20 protein-coding genes are annotated in these 19,469 nt (G+C 69.8%); 9 read left to right on the top strand and 11 right to left on the bottom strand.

Annotation, left to right across the window (positions count from 1 at the left end):
• Nucleotides 1–8: 8 nt before the first annotated feature.
• Together ACIRG5_RS05285 and ACIRG5_RS05280 are read left to right on the top strand one after the other, a co-directional pair.
• Entirely contained in the window at nt 9–2,291 is a 2,283-nt protein-coding gene (locus tag ACIRG5_RS05285; RefSeq protein WP_402900416.1) for a hypothetical protein, read from the top strand.
• Between the two features lie 56 nt (nt 2,292–2,347).
• Nucleotides 2,348–3,136 (top strand): carboxylesterase family protein, encoded by a 789-nt coding sequence (locus tag ACIRG5_RS05280; RefSeq protein ID WP_402900414.1) that lies wholly within the window; start codon nt 2,348–2,350, stop codon nt 3,134–3,136.
• A gap of 341 nt (nt 3,137–3,477) precedes the next feature.
• On the opposite strand, the gene ACIRG5_RS05275 is transcribed toward ACIRG5_RS05280, so the two are convergent.
• Nucleotides 3,478–4,482, bottom strand: a complete 1,005-nt coding sequence (locus ACIRG5_RS05275) for a GDSL-type esterase/lipase family protein (RefSeq protein WP_402900411.1) — start codon at nt 4,480–4,482, stop codon at nt 3,478–3,480.
• A gap of 81 nt (nt 4,483–4,563) precedes the next feature.
• Here ACIRG5_RS05275 and ACIRG5_RS05270 point away from each other — a divergent pair, with 81 nt between their 5' ends.
• The 3 genes from ACIRG5_RS05270 (at nt 4,564) to ACIRG5_RS05260 (ending at nt 7,041) form a co-directional block, all read left to right on the top strand.
• Nucleotides 4,564–5,526 (top strand): GlxA family transcriptional regulator, encoded by a 963-nt coding sequence (locus ACIRG5_RS05270; RefSeq protein ID WP_402900410.1) that lies wholly within the window; start codon nt 4,564–4,566, stop codon nt 5,524–5,526.
• Nucleotides 5,526–6,146 carry a DJ-1/PfpI family protein gene (locus tag ACIRG5_RS05265; protein WP_402900407.1) on the top strand — a complete coding sequence of 207 codons (621 nt, stop codon included), beginning with the start codon at nt 5,526–5,528 and terminating at the stop codon, nt 6,144–6,146. Before ACIRG5_RS05270 ends, ACIRG5_RS05265 begins: the two co-directional genes overlap by 1 nt.
• Before the next feature lie 157 nt (nt 6,147–6,303).
• On the top strand, nt 6,304–7,041 hold the full coding sequence (locus ACIRG5_RS05260; RefSeq protein ID WP_402900406.1) for a hypothetical protein: 738 nt from the start codon (nt 6,304–6,306) through the stop codon (nt 7,039–7,041).
• Here the strand turns inward: ACIRG5_RS05260 and ACIRG5_RS05255 are convergent.
• Entirely contained in the window at nt 7,034–7,678 is a 645-nt protein-coding gene (locus tag ACIRG5_RS05255; protein WP_402900404.1) for a response regulator, read from the bottom strand. The genes ACIRG5_RS05260 and ACIRG5_RS05255 overlap by 8 nt on opposite strands.
• The gene (locus ACIRG5_RS05250) at nt 7,675–8,724 is read right to left on the bottom strand and encodes a sensor histidine kinase (RefSeq protein ID WP_402900401.1); all 1,050 of its coding nucleotides are present in this window, start codon (nt 8,722–8,724) and stop codon (nt 7,675–7,677) included. The genes ACIRG5_RS05255 and ACIRG5_RS05250 overlap by 4 nt, the downstream gene beginning before the upstream one ends.
• Nucleotides 8,725–8,823: 99 nt before the next feature.
• On the opposite strand from ACIRG5_RS05250, the gene ACIRG5_RS05245 reads away from it, so the two are divergent.
• The 3 genes from ACIRG5_RS05245 (at nt 8,824) to ACIRG5_RS05235 (ending at nt 10,869) form a co-directional block, all read left to right on the top strand.
• Nucleotides 8,824–9,684 (top strand): ABC transporter ATP-binding protein, encoded by an 861-nt coding sequence (locus tag ACIRG5_RS05245; RefSeq protein WP_402900399.1) that lies wholly within the window; start codon nt 8,824–8,826, stop codon nt 9,682–9,684.
• Nucleotides 9,684–10,499: a hypothetical protein gene (locus tag ACIRG5_RS05240; protein ID WP_402900396.1), complete on the top strand. Its 816-nt coding sequence runs from the start codon at nt 9,684–9,686 to the stop codon at nt 10,497–10,499. The genes ACIRG5_RS05245 and ACIRG5_RS05240 overlap by 1 nt, the downstream gene beginning before the upstream one ends.
• Nucleotides 10,500–10,572: 73 nt before the next feature.
• Nucleotides 10,573–10,869, top strand: coding sequence for a hypothetical protein (locus ACIRG5_RS05235; protein WP_402900394.1), 297 nt, complete (start codon nt 10,573–10,575; stop codon nt 10,867–10,869).
• On the opposite strand, the gene ACIRG5_RS05230 is transcribed toward ACIRG5_RS05235, so the two are convergent.
• From ACIRG5_RS05230 to ACIRG5_RS05215, 4 genes are read right to left on the bottom strand one after another with little or no spacing between them, the layout of a single operon-like run.
• Complete coding sequence (locus tag ACIRG5_RS05230) at nt 10,844–11,899, bottom strand: molybdopterin-dependent oxidoreductase (protein WP_402900391.1); 1,056 nt, start codon at nt 11,897–11,899, stop codon at nt 10,844–10,846. The two genes, ACIRG5_RS05235 and ACIRG5_RS05230, sit on opposite strands and share 26 nt — an antisense overlap.
• On the bottom strand, nt 11,896–12,495 hold the full coding sequence (locus ACIRG5_RS05225) for a class I SAM-dependent methyltransferase (protein ID WP_319981136.1): 600 nt from the start codon (nt 12,493–12,495) through the stop codon (nt 11,896–11,898). Before ACIRG5_RS05225 ends, ACIRG5_RS05230 begins: the two co-directional genes overlap by 4 nt.
• Nucleotides 12,492–13,127, bottom strand: coding sequence for a DUF2064 domain-containing protein (locus ACIRG5_RS05220; protein WP_402900390.1), 636 nt, complete (start codon nt 13,125–13,127; stop codon nt 12,492–12,494). The genes ACIRG5_RS05225 and ACIRG5_RS05220 overlap by 4 nt, the downstream gene beginning before the upstream one ends.
• Nucleotides 13,124–13,762 (bottom strand): glycosyltransferase family 2 protein, encoded by a 639-nt coding sequence (locus ACIRG5_RS05215; RefSeq protein WP_319981134.1) that lies wholly within the window; start codon nt 13,760–13,762, stop codon nt 13,124–13,126. Before ACIRG5_RS05215 ends, ACIRG5_RS05220 begins: the two co-directional genes overlap by 4 nt.
• A gap of 46 nt (nt 13,763–13,808) precedes the next feature.
• Here ACIRG5_RS05215 and ACIRG5_RS05210 point away from each other — a divergent pair, with 46 nt between their 5' ends.
• Nucleotides 13,809–15,062 (top strand): hypothetical protein, encoded by a 1,254-nt coding sequence (locus ACIRG5_RS05210; protein ID WP_402900386.1) that lies wholly within the window; start codon nt 13,809–13,811, stop codon nt 15,060–15,062.
• Here ACIRG5_RS05210 and ACIRG5_RS05205 read toward each other — a convergent pair.
• The 4 genes from ACIRG5_RS05205 to ACIRG5_RS05190 form a co-directional block, all read right to left on the bottom strand.
• A complete protein-coding gene (locus ACIRG5_RS05205; RefSeq protein WP_402900383.1) occupies nt 15,049–16,089 on the bottom strand; it encodes an NAD-dependent epimerase/dehydratase family protein in 1,041 nt (346 codons plus the stop codon). The two genes, ACIRG5_RS05210 and ACIRG5_RS05205, sit on opposite strands and share 14 nt — an antisense overlap.
• Nucleotides 16,090–16,134: 45 nt before the next feature.
• On the bottom strand, nt 16,135–17,463 hold the full coding sequence (locus tag ACIRG5_RS05200; protein WP_402900379.1) for an ATP-binding protein: 1,329 nt from the start codon (nt 17,461–17,463) through the stop codon (nt 16,135–16,137).
• Nucleotides 17,460–18,131, bottom strand: a complete 672-nt coding sequence (locus tag ACIRG5_RS05195) for a response regulator transcription factor (protein WP_402900377.1) — start codon at nt 18,129–18,131, stop codon at nt 17,460–17,462. The genes ACIRG5_RS05200 and ACIRG5_RS05195 overlap by 4 nt, the downstream gene beginning before the upstream one ends.
• A gap of 82 nt (nt 18,132–18,213) precedes the next feature.
• Nucleotides 18,214–19,383, bottom strand: coding sequence for a beta-1,3-glucanase family protein (locus ACIRG5_RS05190; RefSeq protein ID WP_402900374.1), 1,170 nt, complete (start codon nt 19,381–19,383; stop codon nt 18,214–18,216).
• Nucleotides 19,384–19,469: the final 86 nt, after the last annotated feature.

Here is a 19,469-nt window from a genome sequence, read left to right as displayed (position 1 = left end):
AGCAGGACATGGATCTGTATCCCGTCGAGCAGCCCCCGGCAGCAGCGCCGCCGCTGGAGCCGGTACCCCAGAGGACGCCGTTCGCGGCGAACCTGGTGGGGTCGACGCTCGTCGTCTCCAATCCCGAAGGCCCCAGTCAGGGCGCCACGGGACTCGCGCGCGCCCTTCCCGCCGACACCGGCCGGACCGTGGTCGTGGTCGACTTCCCAGGCGGAGACCAAAGCACTTTCTGGCCGCACGTCGTGACGGCGCTGCACGGCCGTGGGCCTGTCCGGCTCGCGGTGTCGCACGCCGGGACGATGCGGCCGACCGCGCCCGCCCAGTGGCTCGCCGAGCAGCTCCAGACCGAGGTCGTGGCGCCGGACGGCGTGCTGACCACGGTGCCCGGTGCCGCGTTCGTCGTCGGCACGCAGGGCTACGGCAGTTGGGTGAAGTTCCAGCCGAACGCGTCCCCGATGCCGTTCGGCCGCCGCTTCCCGGTGCCGCAGTGGGAGGCGATGGACCCGAACTCGCCGTGGCCGACGGGCGAGATCGGCATCTCCGAGCCGATTCCGAGCGGACTGTGGCTGCGCGCGCAGCAGCCGCCGTTCGAACCGGCAGCCCAGGACTCGCGGCCGATCGTGGCGCTGCCGTGCCGCGACAACGTGCTGACGGTCGTCGTCGGCGGCCCCGGCCAGTCGGCGATCCCGATCGACGAGGTGTGCCGCCTGCTCACCGCGCTGCCCCAGGCGGCCCGGTCGCGCGTGCGGCTCGTCCCGTACGGCATCGACGCGAGCATCGGCAGCCTGGTCGCGGACCAGATCGGCGAGCCGATCGCCATGTTCACCGGCCTGCCGGTGGGCAACCTGCGCAGTGGCGGGCCCGCGGTCATCGCGGTCGACCCGCGCGGGCAGCAGACGTGGCGGCCGTTCGTCACCGAGGTGCTGTGCGTGCCGAACGAGTCCGTGCCCGTTGTGTCGGGCTACCGGACGCCGGTGCAGGGCCTGACCGAGGTCTCACCCGGTGTGTTCACCCTCGGCGACGGTGTCGTGCTCGAAGTCGTGCCCTCCGGCCTGTGGGTGCGTGAGCAGGACGAGCCCTACAACGCGGCCGAGGTGCGCACTCAGCCCCTGGACCCGGAGTGGGCACGTCTGACCGTGGGCACGCCAGGGCGCACGACGCCTGGCGCGGTCGCGGTGCACGGCGCCGCTCTCGTCGAACGCCTGGAGCCCGAGGTGCGCAAGCTCCTGCGGCTGGTGTTCTGCGACTCCAAGGTGACCGCGCCACCGCCTCCTCCGCCCGCTCAGCCTTCCGCGACACCGGCACACGCGTTGTCGACGCGTGACTCGTCGGACAACGGCGTCGGCTTCTTCACCGCCGTCACGCCGGCCGAGCCCGAACCGGAACGGCCCGCGTACGCGAGCATCGGCGCCGGTCCGGCGATGACGACCGTGCCGTCGCACGCGCTGGACGATCCGGACGAGGCCGCGTTCCCCTCGGACGACCCGGACTCCGCCCCGGTGAGGTTCCGCGTGGACGGCCCGCTGCCGTTGCAGCCGCTGGCCCTGTGGGAGGTGCCGCCGGAGGACAACGGCGAGCGCGAGACGGTCTCCGTCGACCACAACAGTTCGGACGCCGAACGCGACACGGTCCGCCGTGCGCTCGGCGAACGCTACGGCGTGCACGCGGCGACGGTCGTCCGCCTGCTCTCGCAGCGCCCGGACGCGGAGGAGGACCCGGCCGCGTTCGAGGCCATGGTCACCGACCTCACGGCGTTGCTGGCGTGCGTGTCGCAGGACGAGGAGATGGTCGTCGAAACGCTCCGCATGGGGCGTCTTGGCCGCTTGCGCCCGTACGTCGCGTGCATCGTCTCCGGCCTGAACCGCCTGCCCGTGCACAACGGCATCGCGGCGGTGTGGGGCATGAGCGGTCCCACGGGTCCGCGGCGCTACCGCCACGGCGAGGTCCTGGTGGAGCACGGCCTGCTGGACGCCGTCGCGAACCCGTCCCAGCGCATCGAGGGCGTCACCGAGTACCTGATCTGGTCGGTCACCGGCCGCGTGGTCGAGGTGACCGACCGCGTCGCCGTGGCCACCGAAGAACGCGTGCTCTTCGCTCCCGGCACGCCGTTCCGCGTGCTCGCGGTCGCCGAGGCCGAGGGTGATCACCCGCAGCAGGTGCTGCTGCAGGAGATCTCCGGGCCGGCGGCGGAACAGGAGATCGCGGGGATGCGGCCGAGCGTGCTCTCCCAGCTGGAACGGGCGGCCGCGAACCTGCGCGTGCTGCCGGTCTCGCACCAGGTGACGGCCTGAACCTCGGAATCCGTTACGCCGAACCGCCCGTCGGCCCGCTGCGCCTCCACCCACCGGTGGACTGCGACGGCGAGCCGGCGGGCGCTTTCGGTGACCGGCACACGCTGAACGTCTGGTCCACTACGGACGGTCCGGCGCCGGTGCTCCTCTGGATCCACGGCGGCGCGAACACCGTTGGCACCTCGGCACAACCGGAGTACGCGGGCGACTTCCACGCGTCGAACGGGATCGTGTTCGTCAGCTGCGACTACCGGCTCGCCGTCGACGGATACGGTGCCCTGGAAGGGTTTCCGCACAACCGCGGCCTGCTCGACGTTGTCTCCGCACTGCGCTGGATCCAGCGCAACATCGCCCGCTACGGCGGAGATCCGGCCAACGTGACCGTCGCCGGCCAGTCGTCCGGCGCGCAGACGGTCGCGAGCCTGATGGTCATGCCCTCCGCCAGGGGCCTGTTCCACCGGGCGATCGCGCACAGCCTCGCCGGACGGTTCTTCACGCCGGAGGCAGCGGTCAGAACACAACGGCAAGCCGACCCGGAAGTCGTGCTTTACCAGCCGATCGTCGACGGCGACACGCTGCCGCGCAGTCCGCTGGAAGGCCCGTACGACGTGGACCTGCTGGTCTGCCACACCGCCGACGAGGACGCCGAACTGTTCCAGCGTCCGACCATGCGGCTGGCGGACGAGCACGGCGGCGCGTTCCGTTCGATCTACGCCCGCACACCGGCACACCACGGCGCGGACGTCCCGGACATGTTCCGCGGCGACATCGCGCGGGCGTGGGCGAGGTTCGCCCGCACCGGCGATCCCGGTTGGCCGGCCGCGGAACTCAAACGCTGGGTCTGAGCAGGTTGCCAGAAGTTGTGTCCGTTACTCGCTCAAGCGGACCTGCGCCTGGCCCTGTTCCGCACAAGGGCGACGCCACGTTGATGGGGGAGCGCCGGGTGTCTTCGGTCCGAATTCCCGGGCGAGGCAGGCTCGCAACGGGGTCCTGCAGGTACCACCAACTCAACATCAACAAGCACTTTCCTGCTGCCAACAGGCTCTTGGGCCTGAGGACACGGCGCCGGTTCGTTCGACGACGAACAGGTTGGGTGTGGTTGACGGCGATTCGATCAAGAGTTGGTAGTACTTGCACACGCTTTGGCGCCAAAGGGGGACATGAGGTTTCGGACAAAGCGTCTGGCTTAGCTCTCCGTCGTGAGGCCGAGCGTGCCGTTCAGCCGCGGCACGCACGCCCCGTCGCGCTTGTCCGAAGCCAGGAACTCGGTGAGACACCGGCCGATCTGCTCGTGACCGCGGGCGTTGGGGTGGAACGACTCCTGCAACGCGTGCGATGCGCGTTTCTGGTCCTTCAAACCGTCGAAGTCGACCGTCAACCGCGTGAACCACTCCGTCTCGGGCTTGCTGCCGCCCACGCACGCCTCGTGGCCCTCACCGGCCCGCGCCAGGTCGAGGAAACGGGCGTTGACCTTCGCCGCGGCGGAGCGCAGGCCGTTCGACAGCTCCGGCACGGCCTCCTCGACGACCCACTCCAGATCGGCGGTGCGCAGCGGGCAGCCGGACAGGTTCTGCAGCGACTGCGGCATCTTCGGTGAGACCGGCGCCGCGTACGACTGCACGACCAGCTGGTAGGAGGAGTCGAGGTAGCCGGAGTCGCGCATGGTCTGGCGGATGGCGTTGAGCGTGTTCTCGACCTTGGGGATCATCCGCCGCACGCGCTTGGTCCACTCCGGCGCCACGGACGACGTGCAGTCGCTGCGCTTGCCCCACGCCTCGAAGCACTTGTTGAGGATCTCGGAGAACCTCGGGTCGTCGTTCGCGCCGATGGCCACGACGATCGCGACGACCTGGTTCTGCCCGGCGATCTGGCGCAACCGAGGCAACTGCTCGTTGCGCAGCTTGTCCGAGTTCGCGCCCGAGCACGCCAGGTTGATCTTCTGGTCGGCCTGGAACTCGGTCTTCACGATCTCGGCCACGCGCGAGCGGTGGCACCAGTTGCCACCGTCCTCGCCGTCGGTGCCGGGCTCGTAGTCGCCGGCGCCCTCGCCGGACATCGTGCTGTCGCCGAGCGCCACGACCGCGGTCCTGGTCTCGCGATCGGGCTCGGAGGGCGGCGGGAACACGTGGTCGCTCACGACCAGCAGGATCGTGAGCAGGCCGATCGCCGCGAAGAAGAGCACTTTGCGCATCGCGCACCAGTTTACGGGGGTGGCCGAATGCGAGGGGGATATGGCGTTGCCGCCTCAGGCGGGGGTGAGGAAAGTGGAGGTGTGGGGAATCTGAGGGAGATAGTAGTGGTCGGCTACGACCGCACCGCGCTGCTGGACCTGGCGGGACCAATAGAGGTGTTCCAGGCAGCCAACTACGGCGAGCCGCGCTACGAGGTCACGCTCGCCACGCTCGGGGGAGGACCGTTCACCGCGACCGCAGGGGTGCGCATCGAGGCGGGCGCCGATCTGCGCGAGCTCGACCGTCCGATCGACACGTTGATCGTGGTCGGCGGCTGGGGTTACGACGAGGCGGCGTCCGACGCGGTGCTCATGACCAACCTGCGGCGGCTCGCGCTGAAGTCGCGCCGGGTCGCCGGTGTCTGCACCGGATCCGTGGTGCTGGCGAGCGCGGGACTGCTGAAGGGCAAGAAGGCGACGACGCACTGGGCGTTCACCGGTGAGCTCGAGAACCGCGGTGTCGAGGTGGAGCCGGACGCGATCTTCGTGTGCGACGGCGAGGTGTCCACGTCCGCGGGCGTGACGGCGGGCATCGACCTGGCCCTGGCCATGGTCGAGCAGGACCACGGGCCCGCGCTGGCCCGCAGGATCGCGCAGTACCTGGTCGTCTTCCTGCAGCGCTCCGGCGGCCAGTCGCAGTTCAGCGTGCACACCCGCGCGAAGCCGGTGCGGGACGGCTCGCTGCGCGCGTTGCTCGACGACATCCACGCCGATCCGACGCGGGAGTGGACGGTGCCGGTCATGGCCCGCAAGGCCATGATGAGCGTGCGGCACTTCGCGCGCGTCTTCTCCCGCAACGTGGGCGTCTCGCCCGCGCAGTACGTCGAACGAGCCCGCGTCGAGGCCGCCGCCGACCGGCTGGCCAGCACCGGCGACTCGCTCGACCTCGTCGCCCGCCAGTCGGGGTTCGGCTCCGCCGAGACCCTGCGAAGGGCCTTCCTGCGCGTGCTCGGCGTGTCGCCGGGCAGCTACCGCGCCCGTTTCCGGACCACTGGGGTTGCCTGATGGAAGCCACGTTCGTGCTCTACCCGAACATGACCGCGCTCGACTTCGTCGGCCCGTTCGAGGTGCTCGGCAGCGTGCCGGTCATCACGGCGCGGTTCGTCGCCGCCACGCTCGACCCGGTGAAGTCCGACAACGGGCTGAGCGTCGTGCCGACCGACACGTTCGACTCGCTGAAGTCGACGGACATCGTGGTGGTGCCGGGTTCCGGGCACTGGAGGGAACTGCTCAGGGACTCTGGCGGCGTCGTCGAGTGGCTTCAGGAGGTCCATCCGACGACGAAGTGGACGACGTCGGTGTGCACGGGCTCGACATTGCTCGCCGAGGCCGGGCTGGTCTCGAAGGCCACGACGCACTGGGCCGCGCGCGAGGACCTGGAGGTGCGCGGCGTCGAGGTCTCGACGGACCGGGTGGTGTTCGACGGCAAGGTCGTCAGCGGCGCGGGCGTCTCCGCGGGCATCGACATGGCGTTGCGGCTGGTCGAGGCCGAGTTCGGCGAGATGGTCGCGCAGGCCGTGCAGGTCGGCATCGAGTACGACCCGCAGCCGCCGCGCCCTTACGACTCGATCCCGCCGGAGATCGCGCAGGGCCTGAAACAGGCCTTCGACGCTATCCAGGTCTGACTTCGAAGCCCTATGGTCGAGCGAACGGCTCAGGGGGAGCCGTCCGTTCTAGGGGGAACGATGTTCAGAACAGTGGCCGCGCTGGCGGCCGTCTTCAGCCTGCTCGTTTCAGGCACACCGGCCTCGGCCAGCCCGACGGGGCACCGGCAAGCTCCGGGTGAACGGCTACTGGCCCGGCCGGGAGCGGTTCTTCGTCTACCCGCGCGCCTCTGCCTCGCACAGCAGCCAGTGGGTGGGGGAGAACGGCGGCACCGGTGACGTCGATCAGGCCAAGTGGTTCGAGTTCGTCAGTGGCGAGACGACGTCCGTGCAGGTGAAGTTCGACGGCGCGGGCACCATCAGCGGCTCCGTCGCCGACGACGAGTCGGGTGCCGCGGTGTCGGGCCTGTGTCCGTCGGTGACGCCGTCTCACTACTACGTCTCCCAGGGTCGCAACGTGAAGTGCACCTACACCGAGGGCCGCTACGAGATCAGCGGTCTCGGTCCGTACGCGTGGAGGGTGCAGTTCCCGTCGGCATACGGCGATCACGCCTGGCAGTGGTCGGGTGGGGCGGTGGACCGCTACGGCGCGACGCCGGTCCAGGTCACACCCGGCGGCACCGCCACGGTCGACGCACGGCTGAAGAAGCCCGGCAGGATCAGCGGGAAGCTCGTGAACGCCACCAGGCCGTTCGAGTACACGACGGTGCTCGCGGTGAACCCCGTGACCGGTGACTACGCCGGGCCGTCGGCGTCGCGCAACAGCAGGTACGAGTACTGGATGAAGGGCTACGCCACCCAGGACGTGCAGCTGCAGTTCCACGGCAACTTCGAGGACGAGATCCAGATCCACCCGGACCTCGTCCACGTCCAGGAGGGCCAGGAGACCTCAGGGGTCGATCTGCAGGTCAGGTGAGGCCTGACTGAACGGCGAACACGACGAGCTGGGCGCGATCGCGTGCGCCCAGCTTCACCATCGCCCGCGACACGTGCGTGCGCACCGTCGCGGGCGAGATCACCAGCACTGCGGCGATCTCGTCGTTGGACGCGCCGGACGCCACGTGCCGCATGATCTCCCGCTCGCGTTCGGTCAGCTTGTCCAGGTGTGGCACGGGCCTCGCCGACGCGCCGGACGCGAACCGGTCGATCACCCGGCGCGTGACGGACGGCGAGAGCAGCGAACCGCCGTCGGCCACCACGTGCACCGCGCGCAGCAGGTCGGTCGGGTCGGAGTCCTTCACCAGGAATCCGGACGCACCGGTCCGCAGCGCCTCGAACACGTACTCGTCCAGGTCGAACGTCGTGAGCACGACGATCCGCACGTCAGCCAGTCCGGGGTTGGCCGAGACGCGGCGCAGCACCTCCAGGCCGTCCATCACCGGCATGCGGATGTCGAGGAACACCACGTCCGGTTTGGTGGACTGGATCAGCGACAACGCCTCGCGGCCGTCGGCGGCCTCTCCGGCCAACTGGACGCCGTCCTCGGTCTCGATCAACGTCCGCAGTCCCATCCGGACCAGCGGCTGGTCGTCGGCCACCACCACGCGAATCATGAGGGCAACGGTATCCGGGCGATCACCGCGAAGCCGTGCGATCCGTCGACCTCAAGCGCGCCACCCAGTGCTTCGGCCCGTGAACGCATGCCGGTGATGCCGTGGCCTTCCGTGAACGTGCTGGGCGTGCCGGTGTCGGTCACGTGCACGACGAGTTCGCCGCGCACGACGTAGACGCGTACGGAGGCGGTGACGCCGGGGGAGGAGTGGCGCAGGACGTTGGTCAGCGACTCCTGCACGATCCGGTACACGGCGAGTTGGCAGGTGTCCGGCAGTTCGACTTCCGCGACCTCGACCGACACCTCGAGTCCTGCCTCGCGCATCCGTGCGGCCAGTGCCGGGATGTCGGCGAGGGTGATCGTCGGTGTCAGCGGGGCCGAGCCGCGCAGAGTGTCCAGTTCGGACCGAAGGCCGTCCAGTGCCTCCTTCGACGTGTCACGGATGGCCTCCAGCGAGGCGCGCGCCTTCGCCGGGTCCTTGTCCAGCACGTAGAGCGCGACGCCCGCCTGCATCGCGATCACGCTCAGGCCGTGGCCGACGACGTCGTGGACCTCCTGGGCGAGCCGCAGCCGTTCGGAGATCACGGCACGTTCGCGAACGTCCACAGCGGACTTCCTGCGCAGCTTCATCAGAACGCCGGCCGCGACCGGCAGCAGGATCCAGCCCGCCGACCAGGTGATCCACGAGGTGATCGAGTCGTTCCACCACGGCAGGACCACCAGCGCGTAGACCAGCGCGCAGGCGGCGGCCAGTTCGATGCGCGCGTACACCGCCACCGCGTACATCGCCGCGACGCCGCTCATCAGGATCGGGCCGAACGGATAGCCCTGCGCCAGGTAGACGGCGATGGTGGCGGTCGTGATTCCGACCGTCCACAGCGGACGGACCGAGCGGAACAGCAGGCCGGCGGCCGCGACGGCGATGAGCACGTAGGCGAGGACGTCGAGTGACTCCGCGCCTTGCAGACGTGCGGCGAACCGCGTCCCGGCGAGCCCGAAGAACAGCAGCGCCGCGGTCAGCGCGATGTCCTGCCATTTGAAGCGCATGCCGCTGACCATACGACCGGGGACGTACGCAGATGTGCGTATCTTCATGACGCTCCGGAGCGGACGACCAGGGGCTCTCGCGGGAACACGATTGTCGGCATGATCGTGACGACGGAGAAGCTGACGAAGCGCTACGGCGACCGCGCCGTGGTGGACGAGGTCAGTCTGTCCGTGCGGCGGGGCGAGGTCTACGGGTTCCTCGGTCCGAACGGCGCGGGCAAGACGACCACGATCCGCATGCTGCTGGGGCTCGTGAGGCCCACGAGCGGTACCGCGTCGGTGCTGGGCGAGGCGCCCGGCACCCCCAAGGCGTTGCTCAAGGTCGGGTCGCTGATCGAGGGGCCCGGTTTCTACCCCTACCTGTCCGGCCGCGACAACCTGCGCGTCCACGCCGCTCGCCGGGGCGTCGGCAGGACGCACGTGGAAGCGGCGCTGGAGCAGGTCGACCTGGTGGGTGCCGCCGGCGAGAAGTTCCGCCGGTACTCGCTCGGCATGAAACAACGGCTCGGCGTCGCCGCGGCCCTGCTCGGCCGACCCGAACTGCTGATCCTCGACGAGCCCACCAACGGCCTCGACCCGGCGGGCATGGCCGACATGCGCGACCTGGTGCGGGCTTTGGCGGCACAGGGCCAGACGGTGCTGCTGTCGAGCCACCTGCTCGGCGAGGTCGAGGAGATCTGCGACCGGGTCGGGGTGATCTCCAACGGCAGGCTCGTCGCGGAGAGCACGGTCGACCAGTTGCGCGGCGACACCGTGCTGCTGATCCGCGCCGACCCGATCGAGAAGGCGCACGTGCTGATCGAGGGCAGCTCGTTGCACGGCGACGTGTTGCACGTGCGCGAGACGGACGCGGGGGCGTTGGTGCGCACGTTGGTGCACGCCGACGTGGACGTGCAGGAGGTCCGGCCACTGCGCCGGACCCTGGAAGAGGTCTTCTTCGAGATGACGGGAGCGGCGTGATGGGCAGCGTGAAGGCGGAGCTGCTGAGGCTGTGGAAGTGGCCGGCGACCTGGGTGCTGATCGGTGTCTGGCTGGTGATGACGCTGACGTTCGGCTACGTGTTCAACTACCTCGCTCTGAACGGTGGCACCAACACGCGTGACCTCTCGCAGCAGCAGCTGATCAGCGCGATGCAACCGGAGAACGTGGGCGCGGCCGTGGTGCGCGGCCTGCCCATGTTCGGCGGGGCGATCATCCTGGTGCTGGCGGCGCTCGCGGTCGGCAGCGGATACGGCTGGGGCACCTGGAAGACGACGCTGACCGCCGGCCCGCGCCGGGTCTCGGCGATGGCCGGCACGCTGGGGGCGCTGGGGATCATCGTGGTGCTGCTGGTGGCGCTGACGTTCGTCGTGAACCTCGGCGCGTCCATCACGGTGGCGTCGCTGGAAGGCTGGGACTGGAGCCTGCCGGGTCTCGGCGTCTTCAAGGCCTTGGGCGCGTCACTGCTGATCGCCGCCATGTGGACGGGATTCGGGGTGTTCCTCGGCGTCGTCACCAAGGGGCCCGCGCTGGCAGTCGGACTCGGGCTGATGTGGGCGATCGTCACGGAGAACCTGTTGCGGGGCGTGGGTTCCCTGCTCGGACCGGTCGAGTCGCTGACCGAGGTCCTGCCCGGCGGATCGGCCGGCAACCTCGCCGGTGCGGTCGGCGGATCGGGTGCTCCCGGTGTGCTGACCGAGATCAGCGGCACCACCGCGGCGCTGTTCCTCGTCGGGTACGTCGTGTTCTTCATCGGCGCGGCGACGCTTCTGAAGGTGCGCCGCGACCTCGTATAGGGCCACGGCGGCCCAGGTCACGCCCAGTGCGACCGCGACTCCGGTGGGGTAGTCGCGGTCGTGCAGGCCTGGGTTGACCGGACCGCTGTGCTCCCGCCACAGCAACGGGATCGCGATCAGGGTGATGACACCGGAGACGGTCAGGCCGATGCCGATGGACGGCCGCTTGATCACGAGCCCGGAGGCGCCGACGAGCGGGGCGATCAGGAAGTCGTGCAGCACTACGCCGCCGCCCAGCCAGAGCAGCAGTTCGATGGTGATCTGGGGCAGGAGCAGCCAGGCGCCCCAGGCTCCCAGCCCCACTCCGGCCGCGCCGAGCGCGAACCTCATGCCGGTCGTGGTGCTCACTTCTCGACCTCCAGCGACGTGACCCACTTCGTCTGCAGCACTCCCGGCCGGTTCGGGGCGATGAGCCGGCACGGATAGCCGTGGTCCGGACTGAGTTCCTCGCCGTTGAGCTGGAGTGCCAGCAACGTCAGCGGGTCCTGGGCGAACGCCTCGGGCAGCGTGGTCGCCCGGTACAGCCCGTCCTTCTCCAGCGACTCGACCCGCACGTCGCCTCCGCTGATGAGCTCGGAGACGCGGACGCCGGTCCAGGTCGCGTCCTGGCTCCAGCCCTCGACGCACGCGATCGGCAGGTCGACGGTGGTCTGCGGCAGCGCCTGCAGTTCCTTCAGCGAGTAGCTCTTCGCGCCTGCCTTGAGCCGCCAGTCCTGCGGCACCACGACTTTCGCGGCCTGCGCGGTCCGGTTGATCGGCAGGTCGCCGTCCGATCGCCAGGCCAGCACGGAGATCTTGCGCAGCCACGGCACCGTGACGCCCGCCGTCGCGACGACCGCGACACCTGTGGTCAGCGCGGTCGTGCGCAGGAAAGCCCTGCGGGACAGGATGGTCCGCTCTTCGGACTTGGGTTCGAGGGTGCGCCGGATGACGGGGATCTTCACCGCGATGTGCACGAGCAGCGCGCCGATCACGATCCACGCCACCGCGTAGTGGGCGGTGGGGAAGTAGAACGACCACGGGTAGTTCTGCGCCGCGTTGAACAGCCCGGTGACCAGCTCGAAGAACGACGCCGCGATCAGCACGAAGATCGAGCCGCGTTCCAGGGCGTGCGGCACGTTCTTGACCAGCGGCCGTTCGAACAGCTTCGGGTAGACGCTCCACAACTTGGCCAGCAGCAACGGAACCGACGCCACGCCGGAGATCACGTGCACCCCCTGGGTGACGCGGTAGAGGTCGACCGGCCGGGTCGGCCACACCCAGTCGTGCTGCACGCCGTGGCTGAGCAGCCCGGTGACGAAGCACAGCCCGAACGCGATGCCGAGCCACGTGCCGACCCGGCTGGTGACACCGGTGTGGTGTGCGGGAGATTTGAAGGTGGGGGTCTTCGGGATCTTCACAGCCGCTCCCAGCACGCGAACCAGCGCCCGGCGCGTTCGACCTGCCACAGCAGGAAGAACCCGTCGGCGGTCAGGGACTCCGCGTCGCTCCAGGCCCACGGGAACCACTCGCCCCTGGTGCCTTCGGTCCGCACCCGCGCCTGGCCGATGGTCAGCCCGGAACCCGGTTGCTCGACCTCCACCACGACGGTCCCGCTGGGCTTGAGCAACTGGTGCACGCGCCGGAGCAACGCGGCCGGGTCGCCACCGATGCCGATGTTGCCGTCGGCCAGCAGCACGTGCTGCCAGCGCCCCTCGCCGGGCAACAGGTCGAACACGTCGCGGCGGATCGCGATGCCGCCGCGTTCGGTGGTGCGCCGGATCGCCTCCGGTGACACGTCGACGCCGAGCGCCTGGACGTGCCGGGCCAGAAGAGCCGCCACGAGACGGCCCGGTCCGCAGCCGACGTCGAGGGTGGGGCCGGTGCAGGCGTCGAGGAGGACGGAGTCGCCGCCGTCCGCGTCCGCCTGCCAGCGGGCGACGCTCAGTTCGCGAGGGGCGGTGCCGGTCAGGTCGAGCCAGCTGGGACGGCCCTGGAGGGCCTGGTCGAACATCATCGCGCCACCGCCGCCAGTTCGGTCAGCGTGTTCGCGAACCGGCCGTCCGGCACCTGTGCGGCGACCGCCCGCGCGTCAGCCATCGTGTCCACATCGGACAGGATCGGCAGGTTCCGCACCTTCAACCCGTGCAACGCCTCCAGCGTCCGCGCGCCGGTGTCCGCGCGGGACATCGGCACGTCCCGCAGCACCTCGGCCCGCAACGGATCCCGCAGCCCGAGCGCCCACCACCCGCCGTCCAGCGCGAACCCGAGCGCGGCCTCGTCGAACTGCGCGCACGACTCCAACAGCGACGGCGTCACCTGGGGCGTGTCCATCCCGATCTGCAGCACCGGCATCCCGAACCGCGCCACGTCGGCGTGGGCGTGCACCAGGCGGTCGGCGAAGGTCTGGCCGCGCTGCGGGATCACCACGCACTCCGCCAGCGCGTCCCGCACGTCCTCGCGCCGCACCACCCCGGCCAGCGCCACCACCGGCACGGCGCCGGGAGTGCTCAGCGCGGCCTCCACCGTGTCGAGCAACGCGGCTGCCGCGACGTCGGCGGCCTCCTCGGGGGTCAGCGGCGGGCACAGGCGGGTCTTCACCTGGCCGGGGACCGGCGACTTGGCCATGATCAGCAGGCAGAACCTCATCGCAGCACCCCCGCCATGTCCCGCGCGGCGCGCATCGTGCCGCGCACCGAACCCGACACCTTCGACCGCGTGCCGGCCGCCCGCGGGCCGTAGGACACGTCGACCTCGCGCACCCGCCAGCCCGCCTCGGCCGCGCGCACCAGGAGTTCCAGCGGGTAGCCGAAGGCGCGGTCCTGGAGGTCCAGCGCCAGCAACGCCTCGCGCCGGCACACCCGCAGAGGCGCGATGTCGTGGACGTCCAAACCCCTGCGCCGCAACAGGGACGAGATCACGGCGTTGCCGGCCCGTGCGTGCCACGGCCAGACACCCGGCTGCACGGGCCTGCGCCGTCCGACGACGAGGTCGGCGTCGGCCAGCAGGGCGGCCATCGCGGGCAGTTCGGCCAGGTCCAGCGAACCGTCCGCGTCGGCGAACGCCACCAGATCCGAGGTGGCCGCGAGCAGGCCGGTGTGCACGGCGGCGCCGTAGCCGCGTTTGGGCTCGTGCACGACCAGCGCGCCGTGAGCAGCGGCGACCGAAGGAGAGCCGTCGGTAGAGCCGTTGTCGACGATGATCGCGCGGTATCCGGTAGGAAGGGAGGCGAGGACCGCGGGCAGTGCGGCGGCCTCGTCCAGGCAGGGCAACACGACATCCATGTGTCCACCCTGGACCATGGGAAAGTGTTGTGGTGCTTACGGAATTATGACGCACGAAAGAGTTCTTACGATTGTCTTGCGAGGTCCGCGAGACCCCGCGGCACCCTCTAGGTTGGGCGCGGTGCGTCTAGTCACCGCAGGACTGCTCGTCGTTGCCGCCATCATCGTCGGGATCGTCGTCAACGCCCACGACCCGGACCTCCTCTACGCCTCGGCGGCACCGATCTTCGGCAACTGGGACCCGCACGTCGGCCCCGGCACGCCGCTCGCGGTCCTGATCGCGTTCCTCGTCGTCGCCAAAGGCCCCGAGCTCATCGAGCACAGGTTCGCGCTGCCGATCGCCTACGCGGCCTCGGTGGCGTTCACCTTCTCGCTCGCGATGATCGACGGCTGGGGCCGGTTCGTCACCAGGCTGACGACCGAGGACGAGTACCTGCACGAGGTCCCCGGCATCACCGACGTCCCGGCGATGCTGCGCGGGTTCGCCGCGCGCATCCCCGACTTCCAGCCCGACTCGTGGACCACGCACGTCTCCGGGCATCCGCCGGGCGCGTTGCTCACGTTCGTCGCGCTCGACCGCGTCGGGCTCGGGGGTGGGGCGGCGGCGTCGATCTTCTGCGTCTTGGTCGGGTCGCTCGCGGTCATCGCGATTCCCAAGGCCATCGACAACAACGCCGTGCTGCCGTTCCTGGTGCTGTTCCCCGGGGCGGTGTGGGTAGGCGCGTCGGCGGACGGCATGTTCATGGGGGTCGCGGCCGTCGGCCTCTACCTGCTCACCCGGTGGCCGGTGCTGGGCGGCGTCGTGCTGGGCTGGTGCCTGTTCCTGTCCTACGGACTGGTGTTGCTGGCACCGCTCGCGATCGTCGCGGTCGGCTGGAAGGCCGGTTGGAAGATCGGCTGGGCCGTCGCGGGCGCGCTCGCGGTCGTGGGAGCGTTCGCATTGAGCGGGTTCTGGTGGCTCGACGGCTACGAGCTCGTGAAACTCCGCTACTACCAGGGCATCGGAGCCACCAGGCCGTACTGGTACTGGGTGTGGGCGAACCTCGCGGCACTCGCGCTGGTCATCGGCCCGGCGGGGATCAAGGGACTGCGCAGGGACAAGTGGGTCGTCGCGGCAGGCGTCGCGATCCTGGCCGCCGACCTGTCCGGGCTGAGCAAGGCCGAGACCGAACGGATCTGGCTGCCCTTCGCGGTCTGGCTCATGGTCGGCACCGCGAAGCTGGACCACCGGAAGAGGTGGCTCACCGCCCAGGCGATCACGGCCCTGGCGGTGAACCACCTCGTGCTCACGAACTGGTGACGGACTCCCGCTGCGAGGCGAAGGCGAACTCCCGCACGCCGTCCTCGAACCCGACCTGAGCCTCGAAACCCAGCACGTCCAAGGCTTTCGCGGGCGAGGCGACGACGTGCCGGACGTCGCCCGGCCGCGCACCGCCCACGATCTCGGGCGTCGGCCCGTCGCACGCGTCGGCCAGCGCGAACGCCAGGTCGCCGATGGTGTGCGGGGTGCCGGAGCAGACGTTCACGGCCTCGAAGCCAGGACGCGGTGACGACAGAGCGAGGACGTTGGCCCGGGCCACATCCGTGACGTGCACGAAGTCACGCCGCTGCCGCCCGTCCTCCATCACCCGCGGCGCGACGCCGTTCTGCAGCGCGGACCGGAAGATCGACGCGACACCGGCGTACGGGGTGTCGCGCGGCATCCGCGGGCCGTAGACGTTGTGGTACCGCAACGCCCACACGCTCCCGCCGGTCTGCCGGGCCCACGCCACCGCGAGGTGCTCCTGCGCCAGCTTCGTGGCCGCGTAGGTGCTGCGGGGCTCCAGCGGAGCGTCCTCCGGCACCAGTTCGGAGACCACGAAGTCGCCGCAGAAGCACCGCGGCTCGTACATGCCCGCGGCGAGATCGGCGGCAGTCCGTTCAGCCCGCACGATCCCGTGCGAAAGACACCGATAGCGCCCCTCGCCGTAGACGACCATCGACGACGCCAGCACCAGCCGCGACACCTTGGCCCGGTACATCTCGGCCAGCAACACCGCCGTGCCCAGGTCGTTGTGGCGCGCGTAGGAAGGCGCGTCGAACGGATCCACGCCGTGCCCGACCATCGCCGCCTGGTGGCACACCGCGTCCACAGTGGACAACAGTGGCCGCAGCACGTCGGGCGAGGTCACGTCGCCGATGACAAGTTCGTGGTCCAGCAAAGGAACAGCGCTGTGCGCCTCGGGCAGCAACGCGTCGAGCACCACGCATTCGTGGCCCTGGGAGGTCAGCTCGTCCGCGACGTGCGACCCGATGAACCCGGCCCCGCCGGTGATCAGTACTCGCATGCACCGACCGTAGGACTCCCGTGACGCCCCGGCGTGCCCAAGCGACTAGCCGTCAGAACTCCGTAAGACCATTTCGACGACGAACCGGGAGCCGCACGGTGAACGGTCCTCCACCCAGACCCGGCCGCCCAGCCGGTGCACGTGGTCGCGGACCAGCGCCAGCCCCAGCCCGCTGCCCGTGTCGTCACCCCGGCTGCCCGCCATCACCCCGCGCGCGAACCGTTCGAAGATCTCCTCCCGCAACCCCTCGGGCACACCGGGCCCGGCGTCCTCCACCGCCAGCCGCGCGAAAGAACCGGCGGTCCGCACGGACACCAGCACCGCGCCACCGGCGTGCCGCTCGGCGTTGTCCAGCAGGTTGGTCAGCACCCGGTCGAGCCTGCGCCGGTCGCCCAGCACCACGGCCGGCTCCAGGTCCACCGGCACGGGCGCGCGAGTCGCGATCACATTGCGCACCAACGCGTCCAGCGCGATCTCCTCCGGCGCGGGATCGTCGGTCTGGTCCGCCCGGGAGATCTCCAGCAGGTCCACGACCATCCGCGCGAACCTGTCGACCTCCGAGGTCAGCAGTTCCAGCGCCGTTCCCGCCGTGCCGGGCAGGTGCTCGCGACGCCGGCGCAGCACCGCGCCCGCGTTCACCATCGTCGTCAACGGCGACCGCAGCTCGTGCGAGACGTCCGACGCGAACCGGGCGTCCCGCAGGGCTCTCTGCTCCAGCGCCTGGGCCGTCGAGTTGAACTTCGCCGCCAGCGCCGCGAGATCCGGGTCGTCCTGGTCGGGCAGCCGGGCGTGCAGATCACCGCCGGCGATCCTGCCCGCCGCGCAGTTCAGCTCCGTCAACGGTTTCAGCGCCCGCTTCGACGCCCACGACCCCAGCGCCGCCCCGAGCAGCGCCGAGCCGATCGTGCCGGCGATCAGCACCGCGCTCAGGAACGCGAACGTCCGGTTGAGCTGCTGCAGCCCGAACAGTTCGACGTAGACGGCGTTGCCCGCCACCGGCCGTGCGACGGCGAGCATCGGCAGACCGTCCACGGTGATCCGTTCCTTGCCCGGCGGGTGCTCCACCAGCCCGGACGGCAGCTGCGACGGCTCGACCTTGCGACCCGCCGTCACCAGCCCCTCCGGGCTCATCACCAGGATCGACGAGTCGGGCCCGGTGGTGAGCCCGGTCAGCAGCTCGTCGAAGCCCGGCGAGGCCAGCGACCGCTCGACCAGCCGCACGTTGACCTCGGCCTGTCTGGTCGCACTCGCCTCCCGCTGCCGCAGCATGTAGCCGGAGGCGAGGTTCCAGGTCCCGAACGCCAGCACGCTCGTGACGACCAGCAGGCCGAAACCGAACGAGAGGGTGACCCGGCTGCGCAGCGTGAGTCTCACGAGCGGATCCGATAGCCGGTGCCGCGCACGGTGAGCACCAGCTCGGGATCGTCCGGGTTGGCCTCGATCTTGCGGCGAAGTCTCCTTATGTGCACGTCGAGCAGCCGGGTGTCACCGAAGTAGTCATATCCCCAAACCTTTTGCAGCAACTGTTCCCTGGTGACGATTCGCCCGCTCGCACCAGCGAGTTCCAGCAACAGCCGGAATTCCGTCCTGGTGAGATGAACGCGTTCCCCCGCACGGTGCACGATCCCTTCCTGCGGACGGATTTCCAGTTCCCCGATCCGAACGGCTTCGCGGCCCGGCCCGCGTCTGCGCAACAACGCGCGGATGCGGGCGGCGAGAACTCCGGCCATCAACGGTTTCGTGACGTAGTCGTCCGCTCCCGCCTCCAGTCCGGCGATCACGTCGCGGGCGTCCGTTCGCGCCGTCACCACGATTATCGGCAGGTCACCGCGTGATCGGAGGGCCCGCACGACCTCCAGGCCGTCCATGCCGGGCAATGTGAGGTCGACCAGCACCACGTCGAAGGATTCCGTCTCCAAACGTTGTAACGCCTCTTCGCCCGAACCTGCCTCGTCAACGGTGAAACCCTCATCGGACAAGGCAAGGCTCAACGCCTGCCGGATTCGCTCGTCGTCTTCGACCAGCAGGACCCGTACGCACACAACGACTCCACTGTGTGAGAGCCGCGGCGACGGCGTCTCACACAGTGGAGTGAAAGTCGATCAAAAGCAAGATTGCTTCGGTTTAAAATCCGGTCAGCGTGACTTTCGCCGAACGCGGGTTCGGTTCGTGAACAAGTGACTCGAACGCGCCGACGTCGTCGAACGCGAACCCGTAAGCCTTCCCGTCGGCCATGTTCTGGTGCACGATCTTCGAGAAGTGGTTCGTGGTCGCGCGGGTGTAGAAGTCGGCCGCGTTGTAGGTCGGCTGGGTGTGGATGAAGCCGAACGTCGAGCGGTTGAGCCCGGCGCACAGCGAACGCGAGATCGCGCCGACGTCGTTGTTCGGCGCCGCGAGCCGGCCGTCGCAGTTGAAGACGTCACGGGTGGACGGCTGCTGGAACGACGCGACCTGCTGGCCTGCCGTGTTGGTGAAGTTGAGGTTCCCGCCGCTGACGCGGCCGGTGAACTTGCGGTTCGGCTCGTTCTGGTACGGCACGACGGTCAGCGGCGTGTTCTGGTACGTCGACCAGGCGCTGCTGACGTAGTTCGCGAAGTACGAGCCGGAGAACACGCCCGCGTCGAGGCCCTTGCTCGGGTTCAGCACGCGCAGCCGTGTGCCGTCCGAGCGGGTGTAGACCAGTCGCGCCCAGTCGCCGCCGAGCTGCTGGTGCTGGTCGAAGATGCGGTTGCGCCCGTTGGAGACCAGCTGACCGGTCTTCTTGGTGACGCCGCTCTGCGAGGTCGCCTCGACCGCGTGCGGCACCGAGAACATGTCCACCTGCGAGCTGTTCAACCACAACCCGCCGCCGTTGTAGGTGAACTCGCTCCAGTCGAACAGGATGTCGCGGTTCGGGTCGCCCGCGGCCCACGGCGCGGGCTGCACCAGGCCGTTCGGGACCAGGGAGAACTTCAGCTTGTCCCGGAAGGACATGTAGAGCCGGCCGCCGGCCAGGTTGAGCGGGATCTGCAGGGTGCGGCTGGCGCCGTTCCCGGGGCCGGGGATCGAGACGTCCGGCGCCGGGGTCGGCGGGATTCCGCCTCCGGACCAGGCCGTGAACTGGCCGTTCGCGTTCACGTAGCCGAGCCGGCCGCCCATCTCGCCGAACACGTACAGGTGGGTCGCGTCGCCGCGGCCCGAGTTGTTCGTGACGGTGAGCGGGAGCAGGTTGGGGGGAGCGGCTTGAACAGCAGGTGCGGACATCGTTGTCAGCCCTAGTAGGGCCGATGTCGCGAGCAGCAGGAGCTTGCGCATCGACTATCTCCTCACTGAGACAGGCAGTGACCATTTCAGCGGCGGTGAGAGCGCTCTCATACCAGCGCGTCGCTGTTGATATGTCA

Origin of the sequence: Lentzea sp. NPDC102401, assembly GCF_044765805.1 — a bacterium.
Lineage (GTDB): Bacteria > Actinomycetota > Actinomycetes > Mycobacteriales > Pseudonocardiaceae > Lentzea > Lentzea sokolovensis.
The sequence above is the reverse complement of the archived record's forward strand: the minus strand, read 5'-3'. Positions and strand labels throughout refer to the sequence as shown.